The organism is Streptomyces sp. NPDC026538, from assembly GCF_055567535.1.
The window spans coordinates 118190-135321 of sequence record NZ_JBVHQG010000013.1; the positions used below are offsets into that span (position 1 = coordinate 118190).

Genomic DNA, 17132 nt, shown 5'->3' on the forward strand with positions numbered 1-17132 from the left:
GACCATGGCGGTACAACTCAAGGCGCCCCATCGGCCGGTATACGAACACGTGTGTCCGGTACCGCCCGTCGCCGGGGCCGTCTCGACCGTGCGCCGACGCGCGGCGGCCGTACTCGCCGACTGGAACGTGTCCGCCGAGATCGTCGAGGACGCGTTGCTGGTGGTGTCCGAACTGGTGACCAACGCGATCATCCACGCGTGCCCCCCGGCCATGCTGCGGCTGTCCCGGGTACCCGGTGACGGTGAGCGCGCCCTGCGTATCGAGGTGTCCGACGCGGGGCCCGCGCTCCCCTCGGGGTGGTGCCCTGCCGGGATCGATCCGGACGAGCACGGCCGGGGCGAGACGATCGTCCACGCCCTGGCGGCCCGTCACGGGATACATGTCCACCCCGGCGGGATCACCCGGTGGGCCGACATCGCCCCCGGGCAGGGCCTCTAGAGCGCGGCCTCCACCGGGGCCGGCACGGATATCTGGCCGTCCGCGGTCTGCTTGCGGAGCAGAAGCAGGGCGGCATCGTCGTGCAGCCGGCCGCCCACGTGGGTCAGCAGCTCGTTGTGGAGCGCGGTGAGCATGTGCGCCGGGTCCTCCGACGCATGGCGCGCCACGCCCTCGGCCAGTGGATAGAACGCGCGAGCGTGATCGCGGGCCTCGGTGACCCCGTCGGTGTAGAGCAGCAGCTGGTCTCCCACCGTGAAGGACAGGTGCTGGAGGCGGGGCGCCTCACCCGAAAGGTCGCGCAGCCCGAGCGGGGGCGCGGGATGAGCGGGTTCCACCGCCGTGACGTCTCCGGCGGCGGATATCAGCAGCGGGGGAGCGTGTCCGCAGTTGACGACCTCCAGATGGCCCGACCGGGGGCATCCGGCGACCACGGCGGTGACGAAGTCGTCCGGGCCGAGATTGCGGGCCAGGCTGCGCTCGATCCTGCCGACGACGGCCAGCAGGTCGGGCTCGTCGTATGCGGCCTCGCGGAACACCCCGAGCACGAGTGCGGCGGTCCCCACCGCGGGCAGCCCCTTGCCGCGCACGTCGCCGACGATCAGCCTGATGCCGTGCGGGGTGGACACCAGGGCGTAGAGGTCCCCGCCGATCCGGGCCTCCGCGGCGGCGGCGCTGTACCGGACGGCCACCCGGAACGGACCGACGGTCTCCGGGACGGGCTGGAGCAGTGCGTGCTGGGCGGCTTCGGCGACCGAGCGTACGGCGGCGAGCACGCGCTCCCGACGGCGACGCAGCCCGCTGGCCAGGGCGCTCGCCGCGGTGACGGCCAGCAGGGCGGACAGTACGGCTGCCGCCTCCCCAGCCGGAACGTCCTGCTCCATGCCCAGCGTCGAGCCCAGTACCACGGCGAGAAATCCGACGCCGAGCACCCCGCTCGGCCCGTTGGTGGCGGCGGCCAGCGCAGGTCCCGCCGCCAGCAGGGGCAGCCAGATCATCCCCGCCCCTCCGGTGTTGTCGACGAGCACGATGACGGCGACGACCAGAACCGGCAGCAGGGACAGTCCCGGGACCGGCTGCCCGGTGGCACATCGGCGCCCCGGTCGCCGGGCACCGGGCACACGGTTCCCGAACAGGCGCCTCGACGTGTGTTCGCCGTCGTGATGGGGGGCCTGGCTCATGTTTCCGTCCGCAGTCCTCGCCTCAGTTACATCCGGAATGTCCGTTTCATCAAGCAAACGGGTTGGGCGTGGCAGCCACAAGGAGCGGAATTTCAGATAGTGAGCGAGAGACTTCTGGTCACACGGCTCGCGATCGGGAGCAGGCGCGCCGGAATCTCCCGCAGCTGGGCCTGGCGCTCCACCGGCAGAGAGACGCCGAGCGAGCCCAGTATGTCCCCGCAGTACACGGGCACGGCGACGCACACCGTACCGAGCGCGTACTCCTCGAGGTCTGTGACGGCCGGCGCCGAGGGGGACGACTCGATCCGGCGGAGCAGCTCCGGAACACTGGTGATCGTGCGCGGTGTCAGATCGGGGAGATGGTGCCGGGCCAGATAGTCCCGGCGGGCATCCGCGCCCAGCTCGCGCAGCACGGACTTGCCCAGCGCGGTGGCATGTCCGGCGTCCTCGAACCCCACCCACAGATCCACCCGCGGAGTACGGGGGCCGTCCACGATCTCGGCGACCCGGATCTCACCGTCCTCGTAGAAGGTGAGATAGGCGGCAGCGGACAGCTCGTCCCGCAGGGCGGCGAGCGCCGGACGGACACGGCTCAGCTGCGTCTGCACGTGGCCCGCCGAATACAGGGACTCCACCTTGTCGCCCAGGATGAAGCCGCCGTCATCGAGTTTCCGCACGTACCCGTCGTGCACCAGCGTGCGCAGCAGGTGGTAGGCGGTGGCCAGGGGCAGCTCCGTCTCGCGTGCCAGCTGTTTCGCCGGCGCGCCGTTCTCGTGCGCACTCACCGCCTCCAGCAGGCGCAGGGCCCGCTGCACGGACGCGATGAGAGTGGGGCCGTCCTGAGCGCCCATGGGACCAGACTGCGCCGGTCACGCGGCACGGGCAAGGCGGGGATCCCCACGAGGCGGCGGCGAGGCCCCGCACGCGGTCCGGACTGGGGCTGTTACCCGCAGGTCAGAGCGGGAATACGGTAGCGAGCGCCCACTCCTCGAAGGACTGATCCCCATGGCCGCCGAACTCACCGGCACCTATGTCACCCTCGACGACGGCCGGCCGGCCGTCCGATTCACCCGTACCTACGACCACCCCGCCGAGCGCGTCTGGTGGTTCGTCACCGACCCGGACGAGTCCGCTCACTGGTTCCCGTCCCGCCTCGACATCGAGCCGCGCGACGGCGGCACCGTCCGGTTCAGCGGCGACCCCCGCCAGGCGAACGCCACGGGCACGGTGCTCGCCGCCGACCAACCGCGGCACCTGTCCTTCACCTGGGGCGGCGACGAGCTGCGCTTCGACCTGGAGGCGCTGGACGAGAAGCGCACCCGCTTCACCCTGACCCAGGTGCTGGCCGAGGAGAACGCGGCCGCCCGCAACGGCGCCGGCTGGGAGGTGTGCCTGCTCGCCCTGGACGCTCTGGCCCGCGGCGAGGGACACGCGGGTCCGCACTCCGAGGACGCCGCCGACTGGCGGGAGTTCTACGACGCGTATCTGGACGCCGGGATCCCCTCCGGCGCCCCCATCCCCGGCCTCGACGCCTGACCCGTCACGCCAGCTGCCGCCGCACCAGCTCGTGCAGCCGCCCGCCGGTGTCGGCGAGCAACTGGGCCGGCGGGCCCTGCTGGGCGACCTTGCCGTCCTCCATCACGACCACCCGGTCGGCGTCCATGACCGTCGACAACCGGTGGGCGATCACGATCCGGGTGGCGTTCAGCTTGCGGGTGCTCTCGATGACCGTGCGCTGGGTGTCGTTGTCCAGGGCGCTGGTGGCCTCGTCGAAGAAGAGGATGCGGGGCCGCCGGATCAGCGCCTGGGCGATCATCAGCCGCTGCCGCTGGCCGCCCGAGATCGCCCCGCTGCCGGCGACGATCGTGTGCAGCCCCATCGGCATCCGCTTGATGTCCTCGGCGAGGCCCGCCATCTCGGCCGCCGCCATCGCCTCCTCGGGCGTGTACGGCTCGGTGCCGCAGATGACGTCCAGGATCGAACCGGTGAACGGCTGGGCGTGCTGGAGCACCACCCCGCACTGCCGGCGCACCGCGGACTGGTCGAGCGCGCCCAGGTCCTGACCGTCGTACAGCACGCTCCCCGAGACCGGCTTGTCGAAGCCGATCAGCAGCCGCAGCAGCGTCGACTTGCCGCAGCCGCTGGGGCCGACGACCGCCACGAACTCGCCCGGCCGCACCTCGAAGGAGACGTCGTCGAGGACGAGCGGACCGTCGTCGGAGTACCGGAAGGAGAGCCGGCGGGCCTCGATGCCGCCGGACAGCGGGCCGGGGCGGGTGCTGGCGGTGCGCACCTCGGGGGCGGCCTCCAGGACCGGCTTGATCTCCTCGAACAGCGGCAGCGCGGCCACCGCCGACACGAAGGAACCGGTCAGCTGGGTGACCGAGGTGAGCAGCATCGTCACCGACGTGTTGAAGGTGAGGAAGGCCGCCGCGTCCATGGCGCCCTTCGCCGGGCCCGCGAGCAGCATGAACATCAGCAGGGTGCAGACCGGGAGGTAGACCGACCCCAGCACGCTGGTGAGGTTCTTGATCCTTCCCACCTTCTGCTGGAGCTCACGACTGCGCGCGAACTCGCCCGCCCAGGCCGCGTACGCGTAGTTCTCGGCCGCTGCCACCCGCAGCTTGGGCAGGCCCCGCAGGGTCTGGAAGGCCTGGTTGTTCAGCTTGTTGCCGAGCACCACGAGCTTGCGCTGCCAGCGCACCTGCCACAGCCCGAGCCCCAGGAACAGCGCGCCGATGACGACGAGCATGCCGAGCGCCGCCAGCGCCATCGGGACGCTGAACCAGAACAGCAGGCCCAGGTTCATCGCACCGACCGTCACCGACTGGGCGACCACCGGGCCGACGCCCGCCAGCAGCCGGCGGATGGCGCTGATGCCCATCGCCGCGCTGGCCAGCTCACCGGTCGAGCGCTGGGTGAAGAACTTCGTGGGCAGCCGCAGCAGCCGGTCCCACACGGCCGGCTGGAGGGTGGCCTCGATCCGGCCCTCCAGACGGAGGATGGTGAGGTTCTCCAGAAGCGTGAACGCGGCCGACACCACCGCGCTGATCATCACCGCCAGACAGACCTGCACGATCAGGTTCGTCTGGGCCTTCGGTACGTACTCGCCCAGCACCTTGCCGGTCGCGATCGGCACCAGTGAGCCGATCGCGACGGTCACCAGCCCGGCCAGGAGCAGACCGCCGAGGTCGCCGCGGGTGCCGCGCAGGCTGAACCGGAGCAGGCCGAGCGGGGTGAGCGCCTTGTCGGGCAGCGGGCGGTAGAACATCACCGCGCGCGGCTCGAACTCCGCCGCGTTCGCCTTCTCGATCGGCGTCTCCCGGCCGGTCGCCGGATGCACGGCGACATAGCCGCCGCGCCGCCACAGCAACGCGACCGGGGCCCCGGACAGGGCACGATGACCGACGAGCGGGCCCACGTTCTCCCGCCACCAGCGGCCGTCCAGGCGTACCGCCCGGATACGCACCCGGGACGCCAGGGCCACCCGTTCGACCGGATCGACACGGTCGCTCTCGGTGCCGCTCTGCGCGGGCTCGGCGAGGGTGATGCCGGCCGCCTGGGCGACGAGCTTGCAGGCCGCGTAGGAAGCGTCGGCATCGGCGGCGGTCGTACGCTTGGCCGCCTTGCCGATGGAGGCCAGCAGCGTCCGGTCGGCCTGGGCGCGGACCGCCTCACCGGCCTTGATACCGGCCGCGGTGCGGGTCTCGTGGGTGCGCTCCAGCTGCTCGATCCATCGGTCCAGCGTGGTGAGCAGCCGGTACTGCTGGTCGACCATGCTCTGCCACAGGGCGGGGTCCATCAGCAGGTCGGCGGCCGCCTCCGCGCCGTACAGCGAGCCGTACTGCGCACTGCCCGGCGGCACCTGCATCCAGAAGACGTCGTCGTCGGTGGGGGCCGCGGCGCGCTCGCCGGCGGCCATCGGGGCCTGGAAGAGGATCGACAGGCCGCGGCCGACGCCCAGTGCCAGTGCGTACTCCAGGGGGCTGGTGGTCGGCGGCACGTACTGGGGGTTGCCGTACTCGTCGTAGGACCAGGTCTGGGTGGCGGCGGGCTGGTACAGCTCGCGCAGGCCGATGCGGTGGACCACGCAGTCCCGCAACGGGCGGGCCACCAGGGTGTGCTGGGGTCCGGCGACCGGACCGAGCAGCAGAGCGCCCGCCTCCAGCCGGCCCAGGTGGTGCCACTGACCCTGCTGTTCGGCGTCCACCGCGAACAGGTCCAGGGCGCCGGACACCACCAGCCACAGCACCTGCGGCCCTTCGAGGTCCAGCCGGTTGAAACCGGTGCAGTCGATCCGGGCGCCCAGTGAGCCGAGCGCGCCGAGAACGAGGTCGCCGTCGTCTGCGGTCGTCATCTCATCGCTCCCTGACCAGCGCGGCGTACGCCCCGCCGTGTGCCACCAACGCGTCGTGCCGCCCGCGCTCCACGATCGTGCCGTGCTGGAGCACGACGATCTCGTCGCTGTCGCGGACCGTGCTCAGCCGGTGCGCGATCACCACACAGGCGCAGCCGCGCCGGCGCAGGTTGTCCATGACGGTCAGCTCGGTCTCCGCGTCCAGCGCGCTGGTCACCTCGTCGAGCACGAGGATGCTGGGCCTGCGCACCAACGCCCGCGCGATCTCCAGGCGTTGGCGCTGGCCGCCGGAGAAGTTACGGCCGTCCTGCTCGACCCTGCTGTGGATGCCGCCGGGCCGGCGCGTCACCACGTCGTACAGCGCCGCGTCCCGCAGCGCCTCCACCACCGCCTCGTCCGGGATCGACGGGTCCCACAGCGCCACGTTGTCGCGTACCGAGCCCTCGAAGAGGAAGACGTCCTGGTCGACGAAGGAGACGGAGGCGGCGAGCGCGCCGCGCGGAATGTCCTCCAGGCGCTGCCCGTCGATGCGGATCACGCCCTCCCAGGGGGCGTACAGGCCCGAGATCAGCCGGGAGACCGTCGACTTGCCGCTGCCCGAGCCGCCCACCAGGGCCACCTGGCGGCCCGGCCCGACGGTCAGGTCGAAGCCGGTGAGCAGCGGCTTGTCGAGCGGGCTGTAGCCGAAGGTGATGTTCTCCAGCTCGACATGGCCTTGCAGCCGACGGGTGGAGTCGCCGGCGCCGGGACGGGCGTAGATCGGGTCGGCCTGGAAGCTCTCCACGTCCTTCAGACGGGCCACGTCCGCCGCGAAGTCCTGGATCCGGCCCGCGACGCCGTTCAGCCGGGTGAGCGGTGCGGTGAAGCGGGTGACCAGGGACTGGAAGGCGACCAGGAGGCCGACCGAGATACCGCCCTCGACCGCGCGCATCCCGCCGATCCACAGGATCAGCGCGCTGTTGAGGGTGGCGAGCGTCGGGGCCACCACCCCGAGCCAGGCGCTGGGCACCCCCAGCCGCTGCTGTTCCTCCAGCGTGCTCGCGTGCTGCCCGGCCCACTTGCGGAAGTAGCCGTCCTCGCCGCCGGTCGCCTTCATCGTCTCGATCAGCTGGAGGCCGGTGTAGGAGGTGTTGGTGAGCCGGGCGGTGTCCGCGCGCAGCTTGGCGGTCCGGGTCGCGCGCAGCCGTACGACGAACCGCATCGCCACGATGTTCAGCAGGGCCACGCCGATGCCGAGGTAGGTGAGCTGGGCGTCGTAGGTGTAGAGGAGCACCGCGTAGAGGATGACGACCACCGCGTCCACGCCGGCCGCCGCGAGGTCACGGGCCAGGGTCTCGGCGACCTGGTCGTTGGACTGCAGGCGCTGGACCAGGTCGGCCGGGCTGCGCTGGGAGAAGAAGGTCACCGGCAGCCGCAGCAGATGGCGCAGGAAGCGGGCGCTGGACAGGGTGGAGGAGACGATCCGGCCGTGCAGCAGGTTCGCCTGTTGCAGCCAGGTCAGGGCCAGGGTGAGCAGGACACAGGTGCCCATCGCGGCGAACAGCACGCCGAGCAGCGAGGTCTGACCGCCGATGAGGAACATGTCGATGTACTGGCGGCTGAGCGCGGGCACCGCCGCGCCCACGACCACCAGCAGCAGGCTGGCCAGCACCGCCGCCGGCATGGTGCCCGCGGTGCCGCGCAGCCGGGCCGGCATCGCGCCGAGGACACCGGGCTTGCGGCCGCCCCGTTCGAAGCCGTCGCCCGGCTCCAGGACCAGTACGACGCCGGTGAAGCTGCCGTCGAACTCCTCCATGGGCACGAACCGGCGGCCCTTGGCGGGGTCGTTGACGAAGACGCCGCGGCGGCCGAAGCGGCGGCCCATGCCGTCGTAGACGACGTAGTGGTTGAACTCCCAGAACAGGATCGCCGGGGCCTGAACGTCGGCGAGGGCGGCCAGGTCCATCTGCATGCCCTTGGCGGTGAGGCCGTAACTGCGCGCCGCTTTCAGCAGGTTGCTGGCGCGCGAGCCGTCGCGGGAGACACCGCAGGCGATCCGCAGCTCCTCCAGCGGGACATGGCGGCCGTAGTGGCCGAGGACCATGGCGAGAGAGGCGGCGCCGCACTCGACGGCCTCCATCTGCAGCACGCTGGGGGTGCGGACCGTGCGGCCGCGGCCCTTGGGCACCGGTCGCTTGGGCGGCGCGGCGCGCCGGCGGCCGCGGGTCTCCTGGGTCTCCTGGGCGGTGGTCACGGGAGCAGCCAATCGACGGGGTGCTGGTCGGCCAGCCGGATCGCACCCGAGGCCAGGGTCATGGAGTCGAGCGTGAACGGCGGTCCGTCCGCCGAGGACCACTTGTAGCCGCTCTTCGTCTTCCTCGACGGGTCCAGCCGGACCAGGACCGCCACCGGGCGGCCCTTCTTGCTGAACTGCTCGCCGAGCTGGCTGTCGCCGAGGAACGCGGAGATCGACTGGGCCGACTGGGCGGCTCGGTCCACCGACTTCACATGGCCGCGCAGCACTCCGTACTCCTGTGTCGACACCGACGACACGGTCAGGTCGACCGGGGCGTTCGCGGGGATGGCGGAGGCGTTCTCGGCGGGGACGTAGACCGTCGCGTAGAGCGGGTCCGAGGCGTGCGCGATCTTCTCCACGGCGGCGACGTTCGCACCGGTCTGGATGATCTGCCCGATGGTGGCGGCGAGTGCGCTGATGCGGCCCGCGGCGACCGTGCGCACCACCGAGTCGCCCTGGCTGGTGTGGACCTTCAGGACGGGGGCGTCGGCCGGCAGCCGTTCGCCCTGCCGTGCGAGGACGGCCGTGACCTGCCCGGCGACCGGGCTCTGCAGGATGTAGCTGCCCTGACCGTGGGTCAGGATGGCCTGCGCGCTCACCGTGGAGGCGACCGAACCGGTCACCGCCCACACCGAGGCGGCCGCCATCACGACGACCGAGACGGACAGCGCGAGCCAGCCCTGCGGACGGGCGAAACGCACCGGAAGATCGAGCTCCTCCGGTGACTGGAGCTTGGCGAGGGCCTGTTGGCGGAACTGCACGGAACTTCCCTCACCTGTGGGAGAGACGCTGGTGAAAGGGGTGTCTCGGAGGGTGCCTCAAAACACCCGAGAGCCCCGGGGCCGGGGTACGGCTCCGGGACTCAGCGGCAACGAGGTGCGGTCAGAGACCGGCGACCAGGTTGGTGACCGGCTGGGTGTTCAGGCCGGTGACACCCTCGACGGTGCCGACAACCGTGTTGACCAGGCCGGAAACCGGGGCAACGCCGTCCACCAGGCCGGTGACGGTGCCGAGGGCGTTCAGGGCCAGACCGCCGGAGACGTTGTCGAGCTCGGCGTCGGAGATCTCGACGGTCTCAACCTGGGGGGTGGAGTTCATGATGGAACTTCCCTTCATATGGATATTCACAAGGGGGAGAGCGGCCCCCCAACGGCCCTATGGGGACAGTACGGATGGCCGCGACCGCAGGCGCCGGGCGCCCGTCTCCGGGAGACCGTGGCGACCCCGCGGTGCGATGGATCAAAGCACGCCCGCGGTCCGCGCATCCAATCAACCATGCGTCTCACCTGGGCACTTGTGTCCCACAGGGGCTTATCCGTGCAGGCGCGGGCACGTCTTGTCGGCGACTCCTTCACACACCGCACGACTTCGCCGCTGCCGCACGGCTTGCCCGGCCGGCGGCGAATCCGACACTCCGCGCCAAAGGCACGGCAGGGGGCGCGGGATTGTGCAGATACGCCGCTCCCCGTGACTTGCTTGGGTATGGGATGTGCAGATTCCCTGAAGCAAGGATTCCGGTACGTGATCGCTACGGAAAGTGAGTGATCGAATGCCGATCGTGTCGTTTCGGGGTGCGGGTGGTCACCCCAGGAGTGCGTAGACCGTGCTCGCCCGGACCGCCGGCGCCCCCGACCGCTCGTCGCTCATCGTGATGTCGGCGAACGCCGTCCGGTGCCCGAGTTCGGCGAGCACCGCTTCGATCAGGACATCCGAACCGGTCACCGCGCGCCGGAACGACGTCGACTGCTGAACCGTCGTCATCGGCACGGAGCCGCACCGGGCCACGGGGGCCGCGATCACCGTCGCCGTGTCGGCCGCCGCCGTCAGCGCCCGCCCCGACAGGCCGCCGCCCTCCCGGGACAACCGGTCCGACCTGGGCAGACGCAGTACTGCCCGGTCCTCGCCCGCCGCCTCGACGAACAGCCCCCGATCGAACACCCAGGGGGCGAAGTCGGCGGAGAGGATCCTGTCGGCTTCGGTGGTGGTCATCGCCATATGAGGGAAAGTTCCCGGGCCCGCGGCAGGCACGCGCTACCGGCCCGGGACCCGCGCGGCGTGGCCGATTCGCCTTCGGTCAAAGGAAGTCAAGAAACGGAATTGAACGCACCACGTGACCCGCCCGTACCTATGGCCATCCAGGCGCCGCTCACGAACGACTGCCCGAACACGGCAGACACTCCGTCCTTGGAGGTCGAGAAGTTTGAGTCACAAGCGAATTCCGAAGCGCAAGGCCGCTATCGCGGTGGGCGGTGTCGCGGCGCTCGGAGCCGCGGCCTTCCTGCTGCCGATGGCCAACGCGTCTCAGGACAACGCCTCCGGCGCCACCGCTCCCAAGACGCTCAAGTCGGCGACCGACGCCTCGGATCTTGCCACGCAGCTCCAGGGCCTGCTCGGCCAGGCCTTCGCCGGTTCCTACTACGACAGTGGCAAGCAGCAGCTCGTCGTCAACGTCATCAACGGCGACGACAACATAGCCGTCCAGGCGGAGAAGGCCGGCGCGGTCGTCCGCCAGGTGCAGAACAGCAACTCCGAGCTGGCGGCGGTCGCCGGCACCCTGAAGTCCAAGGCGACCATCCCGGGCACCGCCTGGGCCGTCGACCCGAAGACCAACAAGGTCGTGGTCACCGCCGACAGCACCGTCACCGGCACCAAGTGGGAAACGCTGGAGTCGACGGTGCAGAGCCTCGGCTCGAACATGGCGACCCTCAAGAAGTCGTCGGGCACCTTCAAGCCCCTCGTCTCCGGCGGCGACGCCATCTTCTCCCAGGTCGCCGACGGCACCGTGCGCTGCTCCCTCGGCTTCAACGTGACTGCCTCGGACGGCAGTCCCGCCTTCCTGACGGCCGGTCACTGCGGCGTCGCGGCCAAGGACTGGTCCGACTCCGAGACCGGCCAGCCGATCGCCACCGTGGACCAGGCGCAGTTCCCCGGCAACGGTGACTTCTCGCTCGTCAAGTACAACGACGCAACCACCCAGGCGCCGAGCGAGGTCAACGTCGGCAACGGCCAGACCGTCGCCATCAACCAGGCCGTCGACGCCACCGTCGGCGAGACCGTGTTCCGGATGGGCTCCACCACCGGTCTGCACGACGGTCAGGTCACCGGCCTCGACGCCACCGTGAACTTCCAGAGCGAGACCGACCCCAACGGCGTCGACACCGTCACCGGTCTCATCCAGACCAACGTCTGCGCCGAGGCCGGCGACAGCGGCGGCTCGCTGTTCACCCAGGACGGCGGCGCGGTCGGCATGACGTCCGGCGGCAGCGGCGACTGCACCTCCGGCGGCGAGACCTTCTTCCAGCCGGTGACCACCGCCCTCCAGGCGACCGGCGCGACCCTCGGCGACGCGGGCGCGGGCGCCGGTGACGCCGGTGCCACGGCCGACCCGTCCGCCACGGCCGGCGACGAGAACGGCGCCGGCGCCGGCGACCAGGCCGGTGGCGACCAGATCGGCGGCACCGCCGACCCGTCCGCGACGGCCGGTGACCAGAGCGGCGTGGGCGACCAGAGCGGCACGGGCGACCAGACGGGCACCGGCGACGAGACCGGCGCCGGTGACCAGTCCGGGACCGGTGCGAACGACGGCTCGTCGGTCAACGACGGTTCGTCGTCCCACTGACCCACCGCCAGTCCCGCAAGCGGTTCCGGCCGGTGGTGGACGGTCCGGCCCTCCGGCGGGAGGGCCGGACCGCATCGCACCCCGCCGCCGTCAGCCGAGGGGACGTGCTCTGAGCAAGAGCACCGCAACGTCGTCGACACGCTCGTGCGCCGCCGCACTGTGCCGCACGAGCGTGTCGGCGAGCTTGTCCAGCGGCTGGTCGCCGTTCTCCGCGAGCAGTTCGCCCAGATCGACCAGCGCGTCCTCGATGTCCACACCGGGCGACTCGACCAGCCCGTCGGTGTAGAGGGCGAGCACCGAGCCCGGCGCCAGCGACACCTCGGTGGTCGGGTACGTCGCCTCCGCGTCGATGCCGAGCAGTGGGCCGCCGGCCAGGTCGAGCACGCGCACCCGCCCGTCCGGGCGTCTCAGCAACGGCGGCGGATGCCCGGCCCGGGCCATCACCGCCCGCCCCCGCTCCGGATCCAGCCGCAGGTACAGACAGCTCGCGAACAGATCCGCCCCGAGGTCGATGAGGAGCCGGTTGGTGCTCCGCATCACCTCCTCCGGCGCCTGTCCGACGGTCGTGAAGGCCCGGACCCCGGTGCGGATCTGGCCCATCAGCCCGGCCGCCGTCACGTTGTGCCCCTGGACGTCCCCGATCACCGCCGCCGCCAGCGGCCGGGTCGGCACCAGGTCGTAGAAGTCGCCGCCGATCTCCATGCCGTGCATGGCCGGCAGATAGCGCGCGGCCGCCTCGATGCCGGCCGGCGGGGTCAGGGAGTGCGGCAGCAGGGCCGCCTGGAGTCCGTGCGCCAGCTGGTTCTTCGCGTCGTAGAGCAGGGCCCGCTCCAGCGCCTGCGCGATCAGCCCGCCGAGACTGGTCAGCACCGCGCGTTCGTCCGCGGGAAAGGCATGCGGCTCGGCGTAGGCGAGGACACAGGTGCCCACCGGCCGGCCGGACGCGATCAGCGGCAGATACGCCCAGGCGGCGAACCCGTCCGGGGCCTCGTTCCGGCCCGGATACAACCGCTCCAGCTGCTGCTTCGACTCGAAGAACGCGGGCACGCCGGTGTTCAGGACATGGGTGCCGGGTGTCCGTTCGGCCAGGGGCAGGCCGTCGAAGCGCTCGACGGTGCGTGGATCGTCGTACCCGCGCTGCCCGAGGACGTGCAGCCGCCCGCCCCGGGACCCGAGGACCACCAGAGCCTGGCTGCCGACGGCCGGGGCCACCTCGTCGGCCACCAGCTGCACCACGTCCTGCACGCCGACGGCCTCCGTGAGCGCCCCGGCCAGGCTCAGCACCTGCGAGATGGTGACCAGCCGGGAACCGGGCGCCGCGTCCGCACGCGGCAGTCCGCCCACCATCTCGGCGACCGCCCGCGCACGGCTGATCCGGGTGGTCAGCCCGGCCCTGCTCGGATACATCCGGAACGACAGCCAGTCGCCCGGCGGCTTCAGCGCCACGAACGACGTCACATGCTGGCTGAACAGCGCCGCCCGGTAGCGGTCCTCGTACATCGGGTCGTTCAGCCAGGGCACCGACACCCACGGCTGGGTGCCGAGGAGATCGCCGACCTGGACGCCGAGCAGCTCGGCCGCCGCCGCGTTGGCGAAGGCGACCCGCCCGTGCAGATCGAGCGAGACCAGCCCGTACGGCAGCCGCGCCACCATCCGCGCCGCCTCCACCGTGCCCAGCGTGCCCGCCACCCCGGAGGCCGGCGCCGCCAGCAGATCCGGCTCGGCCCGCGCCGCACGGTGGTCCCGGGCGGCCCGTGCCAGCCGCTTCGCCAGGCGGTCGGCCGCCGCGGTCAGCTCCGCCCGCTCGCGGTCGGAGAGCACCGTCGGATGCGAACCGGGCCAGGTCACGTACAGCGCTCCGTACACGGTGTCCGCCGTCGCCACGGGCAGCGCGGCGAGCGCGAACGGATAGGGCAGCACCACCGCGATCCGCGGATACCGGCGCGCCATGTCCTCCTCGCCGCCCACCCACACCAAACGCCGCTCGCGTACCGCCTCCGCCACCGGGATCGGTGTGCTCAGCCCGACCCGCTCCCAGGGCGCCACGAAGGCCCGGGGCAGCCCCGCCGTCACCGCCATCTCCAGGACCGGCTCGTCGGCGGCGAGGAGATAGATCGCGCCGGACTGCGCCCTGACCTCCTCCAGCAACGAGGCCAGCGCGAACGACAGCAGCGGCGGCCGGCCGGACCGGGTCGCGTCGGCCGCCGCGCCTTCCAGGCCCGGCGGCACCGGCGCGGGAGGGGCCCCCATCCTGTCGGACACGCCCGACCACCTCCTCGTCCGGCCGCGCGTCACGTCCTCGGGGTCAAGACTCCCTCGTAGTGGCGACCGGTGCACGGCGGGAGCGGTACAGACCCCCGCGCCGGGCCGCCTCCGCGTACCCCGTTCGCCCCGGCACATTCCCCCGCAGCCGAAGCGCGCGGCGGCGTAACTGCGCCGGGCGTGCGCCCCCGCGCACCTTGATGGCCGGAACTTCGTGCCCATGAACGGTCGCGGACGCCAAGAATGGGGCACGCGTTCAACACCATGAACCGAAGAGCCGAAGAAGGGCTGAGGGGGCGGCGGTGATCCGGGTACTTCTGGTGCACGACGCGTGTCTGGTGAGGTCGGTCCTGGCGGAGTGGTTACGCCGGGAACCGGGGCTCCGTGTGGACGACACGCCGTGGCACAGCGCACGGGGGCGGGTCCGGGCGGTCCGGCCGGACGTGTGCGCGGCGGACCTCGACAGCTCCGGCACCCACGGTGTGCCACCGCTGGCCGACCTGCGTCCGGGGGACCCCGGCACCAGCCCGCCGCGGCTGGTCGTGCTTGCCGGTGCGAACAGACCCGGATTGCTGAAACGGGCCGCCGAGGCGGGGGCGCTGGGCTACGTCGACAAGGAAGGCGCGCCGGAACGGCTGGTGCGGGCGATTCGGTGCGCCGCCGAGGGGGAACGTTTCGTCGACGACTCGCTGGGCTTCGGATTCCTCAAGGCCGCCGAGATCCCGCTCACCAGACGGGAGCTGAGCGTGCTGGAGCTGGCGGCCGGCGGGGCGTCCATCGCGGAGATAGCCGGGAGCCTGCACCTGTCCCACGGGACGGTCCGCAACTACATGGCCGCGATCACCCGCAAGACCGGCGCCCGCAACCGCGTCGACGCGATCCGGATCTCCCAGGGCGAGGGGTGGCTGTGAACCCTGTTCAGCGGGGCGCGGGCGGCCGGGCCGGAGCCACCAGGTCCTGGTAGAGGGCGCAGGTGCGCAACAGTTCCTCGTGGGTGCCGTACGCGGTGCGCGGGCCGTCCATCACCAGGATCCGCTCGGCACGGCCGGCGGAGGAGATCCGGTGCGCGACCACCACCAGGCTGCCGCCGGGCCGTCGGGCGAAGGCGCGCTCGGCACGGGCCTCGGCCTCCGGGTCGAGATGGCAGGTGGCCTCGTCGAGCAGGGCGAGCGGCGCGGGGGAGAGGTAGGCGCGGGTGAGGGCGATCAGCTGCCGCTCGCCCGCCGACAGCTCCGCCGGGTGCACCGGGGCGTCCGGGCCGCCGCACCGCTCCAGAAGCGAGGTGAGCCCGACCGCCTCGGCGGCGGCCAGCAGCTCCGGCTCCGGGACGGGGTCCGGCCGCAGCAGCCCGAGGTTCTCGGCGAAGGTGCCCGTGTGGACGTACGCCTCCTGCGGGATCAGCACCCTCAGCGCGGCCGCCCGGGCCCCGGGCACGGGGTGCCCGCACACCCGGATCTCGCCGTGGGCCGGGGTCAGCAGCCCGGCGGCCACCGCGGTGAGCGTCGACTTGCCGATCCCACTCGGCCCCACGACGGCGAGGTGACCACCGTGCGCGACACACAGGTCGAGCCCGTCGAGGACAGGGGTGCTCGCCGGCCCGTAGGCAAAGCTGACCGCGGCGAGGGCGAGCGCGGGGACACCGGCGCCCGGGACGCCGGAGCTCGGGACACCGGCGGCCTTGACGGACGTGTAGGCGTACGGAGCGCCAGAGACTTTGGCGGATGTGCTGGAGTCCGGGGTGCCGGGGGCTTCGGTCGATCTGCCGGAGTCCGAGGTGCCGGGGGTCTTGGCGGGTGGATCGGCATCCGGGGTGCCGACGGCCTTGACGGACCTGCCGGCGTACGGAGCAGCTGGGGCCTCGTCGGACGTGTCGGAGGCCGCGGTGTCGGTGGCGCCGGTGGGGGCGCCGGCGTCCGGGGGTGGGCGGAGTCTGCGCAGCACCACCGTGAGGCGGGCTCCGCTGGTGCCCAGGCCGTGTACGAGGTTCTGCAGGGCGGGCAGCAGGGACTGGGTGACGTAGGCGAGCGCGCCGACCAGGGCACCCGCGGTCACGCCGTGGGCGAGCAGCCAGGGGGCGGTGGCGAGCAGCAGCACCAGGGGCAGCTGGCCGCCGACCGCCAGTGCCGCCACCCGTACGACGCTCCACCGGGCCAGCGCCCTCGCGGCCCGGAACTCGCCGTCGACGCGCTCCCCGACACGCTCGGCCACGTACTCCTCGGCGCCCGCCGCCGTGACGTCCCGCAGCCCCGGGCACACCTCGCCCAGCTCTGCCGCTAGGGCCTCGTCGGCGACCAGGAAGGCCTCCTGCCTGCGGGCCAGCGGGCGCAGGGCCGCCGCGAACAGGCCCAGGCCGGCGAGGAGCGGGGGCACGACGACCAGCAGCAGCGGCGGCGCGAGGGCGCAGAGCCCGGCGAGGGCGCCGGCGACCGTGAACACGAACGAACGGGACACCATCACCAGTCCCGCCTGGGTGTCCCGGGCGATCTCCACCTGCTGGGTCAGCCCCGACAGCGCCCCTCGGTCCCCGTCCCGCACCCCGCGCGCCACCACCCCCGCCACCAGCCGGTCCCGCACCGGCTCCACCAGGTCGGCGACCACCCCGTACACCCGGCGGGTCCCGAACGCCCCGACACCCACGCCGAGCGCGGCCGTCAAGAGCCACCGCAGGCCGGTCCTGGCGTCCCCGGCCAGGAACCCCGCGTCCAGCGCGCGGGCCAGGGCGTATCCGAGCAGGAAGGTCTGCCCGGCCTCCAGCACCGACCAGAACGCGAGCCGCGCCAGCACGGCCGGACGCAGCTGGAGCAGCCGGCCGGTCATGTCGCGGGCTCCTCGCTCACGGGCATCCGAACGCGGCCGTGCGCCCTGAGCGGTCGGCCGGTCGCCGCGCCGGCTGCAGGGGCAGCCGTGCCCCGTACACGGTCGGGCGCCCGGCGCGGTCGGCCGGTCATCGGGTGGGCTGCTCGGGCAGCCGTGCCGCGAACGCGGTCGGGCGCCCGGAGCGG

At 72.4% G+C, this 17132-nt stretch carries 13 protein-coding genes; 4 read left to right on the forward strand and 9 right to left on the reverse strand.

Translation table 11 applies throughout. The features are described 5' to 3' along the window. Positions 1–4 precede the first annotated feature (4 nt). Entirely contained in the window at positions 5–439 is a 435-nt protein-coding gene (locus ACZ4N4_RS38865; protein ID WP_467597866.1) for an ATP-binding protein, read from the forward strand. Here the strand turns inward: ACZ4N4_RS38865 and ACZ4N4_RS38870 are convergent. Beyond that, positions 436–1617 carry a PP2C family protein-serine/threonine phosphatase gene (locus ACZ4N4_RS38870; protein ID WP_453566968.1) on the reverse strand — a complete coding sequence of 394 codons (1182 nt, stop codon included), beginning with the start codon at positions 1615–1617 and terminating at the stop codon, positions 436–438. The two genes, ACZ4N4_RS38865 and ACZ4N4_RS38870, sit on opposite strands and share 4 nt — an antisense overlap. Positions 1618–1709: 92 nt before the next feature. Then, complete coding sequence (locus ACZ4N4_RS38875) at positions 1710–2468, reverse strand: IclR family transcriptional regulator (protein WP_467597869.1); 759 nt, start codon at positions 2466–2468, stop codon at positions 1710–1712. A gap of 154 nt (positions 2469–2622) precedes the next feature. Here ACZ4N4_RS38875 and ACZ4N4_RS38880 point away from each other — a divergent pair, with 154 nt between their 5' ends. Continuing rightward, a complete protein-coding gene (locus ACZ4N4_RS38880) occupies positions 2623–3153 on the forward strand; it encodes an SRPBCC family protein (protein WP_453566965.1) in 531 nt (176 codons plus the stop codon). A gap of 4 nt (positions 3154–3157) precedes the next feature. Here ACZ4N4_RS38880 and ACZ4N4_RS38885 read toward each other — a convergent pair whose 3' ends face one another. The 5 genes from ACZ4N4_RS38885 to ACZ4N4_RS38905 all read right to left on the reverse strand — a co-directional run bounded on the left by ACZ4N4_RS38885 (position 3158) and on the right by ACZ4N4_RS38905 (position 10244). Continuing rightward, entirely contained in the window at positions 3158–5974 is a 2817-nt protein-coding gene (locus ACZ4N4_RS38885) for an NHLP bacteriocin export ABC transporter permease/ATPase subunit (protein ID WP_467597872.1), read from the reverse strand. A gap of 1 nt (position 5975) precedes the next feature. Next, entirely contained in the window at positions 5976–8141 is a 2166-nt protein-coding gene (locus ACZ4N4_RS38890; RefSeq protein ID WP_453567421.1) for an NHLP family bacteriocin export ABC transporter peptidase/permease/ATPase subunit, read from the reverse strand. Between the two features lie 62 nt (positions 8142–8203). Next, on the reverse strand, positions 8204–9010 hold the full coding sequence (locus tag ACZ4N4_RS38895) for an HlyD family efflux transporter periplasmic adaptor subunit (protein WP_453566961.1): 807 nt from the start codon (positions 9008–9010) through the stop codon (positions 8204–8206). A gap of 121 nt (positions 9011–9131) precedes the next feature. Next, complete coding sequence (locus ACZ4N4_RS38900; RefSeq protein WP_351696982.1) at positions 9132–9347, reverse strand: type A2 lantipeptide; 216 nt, start codon at positions 9345–9347, stop codon at positions 9132–9134. Positions 9348–9830: 483 nt separating this feature from the next. Continuing rightward, positions 9831–10244 carry a hotdog domain-containing protein gene (locus ACZ4N4_RS38905; RefSeq protein ID WP_467597875.1) on the reverse strand — a complete coding sequence of 138 codons (414 nt, stop codon included), beginning with the start codon at positions 10242–10244 and terminating at the stop codon, positions 9831–9833. A 205-nt stretch (positions 10245–10449) separates the two neighbouring features. Between ACZ4N4_RS38905 and ACZ4N4_RS38910 the strand changes: the two genes are divergently transcribed. Further along, on the forward strand, positions 10450–11868 hold the full coding sequence (locus tag ACZ4N4_RS38910) for a S1 family peptidase (RefSeq protein ID WP_467597878.1): 1419 nt from the start codon (positions 10450–10452) through the stop codon (positions 11866–11868). Positions 11869–11958: 90 nt separating this feature from the next. Here ACZ4N4_RS38910 and ACZ4N4_RS38915 read toward each other — a convergent pair whose 3' ends face one another. Next, positions 11959–14118 carry a PP2C family protein-serine/threonine phosphatase gene (locus ACZ4N4_RS38915; protein ID WP_467598175.1) on the reverse strand — a complete coding sequence of 720 codons (2160 nt, stop codon included), beginning with the start codon at positions 14116–14118 and terminating at the stop codon, positions 11959–11961. A 314-nt stretch (positions 14119–14432) separates the two neighbouring features. Here ACZ4N4_RS38915 and ACZ4N4_RS38920 point away from each other — a divergent pair, with 314 nt between their 5' ends. Beyond that, on the forward strand, positions 14433–15041 hold the full coding sequence (locus tag ACZ4N4_RS38920; RefSeq protein WP_453566955.1) for a response regulator transcription factor: 609 nt from the start codon (positions 14433–14435) through the stop codon (positions 15039–15041). 7 nt (positions 15042–15048) lie between these two features. Here ACZ4N4_RS38920 and ACZ4N4_RS38925 read toward each other — a convergent pair whose 3' ends face one another. Then, positions 15049–16947, reverse strand: coding sequence for an ATP-binding cassette domain-containing protein (locus ACZ4N4_RS38925; protein WP_467597881.1), 1899 nt, complete (start codon positions 16945–16947; stop codon positions 15049–15051). Positions 16948–17132: the final 185 nt, after the last annotated feature.

What these genes read in the sequence shown, in the direction of transcription:
- ACZ4N4_RS38865 (WP_467597866.1), top strand. Translation starts at nt 5, where the DNA reads ATGGCGGTACAACTCAAGGCGCCCCATCGGCCGGTATACGAACACGTG.
- ACZ4N4_RS38870 (WP_453566968.1), bottom strand. Translation starts at nt 1,617, where the DNA reads ATGAGCCAGGCCCCCCATCACGACGGCGAACACACGTCGAGGCGCCTG.
- ACZ4N4_RS38875 (WP_467597869.1), bottom strand. Translation starts at nt 2,468, where the DNA reads ATGGGCGCTCAGGACGGCCCCACTCTCATCGCGTCCGTGCAGCGGGCC.
- ACZ4N4_RS38880 (WP_453566965.1), top strand. Translation starts at nt 2,623, where the DNA reads ATGGCCGCCGAACTCACCGGCACCTATGTCACCCTCGACGACGGCCGG.
- ACZ4N4_RS38885 (WP_467597872.1), bottom strand. Translation starts at nt 5,974, where the DNA reads ATGACGACCGCAGACGACGGCGACCTCGTTCTCGGCGCGCTCGGCTCA.
- ACZ4N4_RS38900 (WP_351696982.1), bottom strand. Translation starts at nt 9,347, where the DNA reads ATGAACTCCACCCCCCAGGTTGAGACCGTCGAGATCTCCGACGCCGAG.
- ACZ4N4_RS38905 (WP_467597875.1), bottom strand. Translation starts at nt 10,244, where the DNA reads ATGGCGATGACCACCACCGAAGCCGACAGGATCCTCTCCGCCGACTTC.
- ACZ4N4_RS38915 (WP_467598175.1), bottom strand. Translation starts at nt 14,118, where the DNA reads ATGGGGGCCCCTCCCGCGCCGGTGCCGCCGGGCCTGGAAGGCGCGGCG.
- ACZ4N4_RS38925 (WP_467597881.1), bottom strand. Translation starts at nt 16,947, where the DNA reads ATGACCGGCCGGCTGCTCCAGCTGCGTCCGGCCGTGCTGGCGCGGCTC.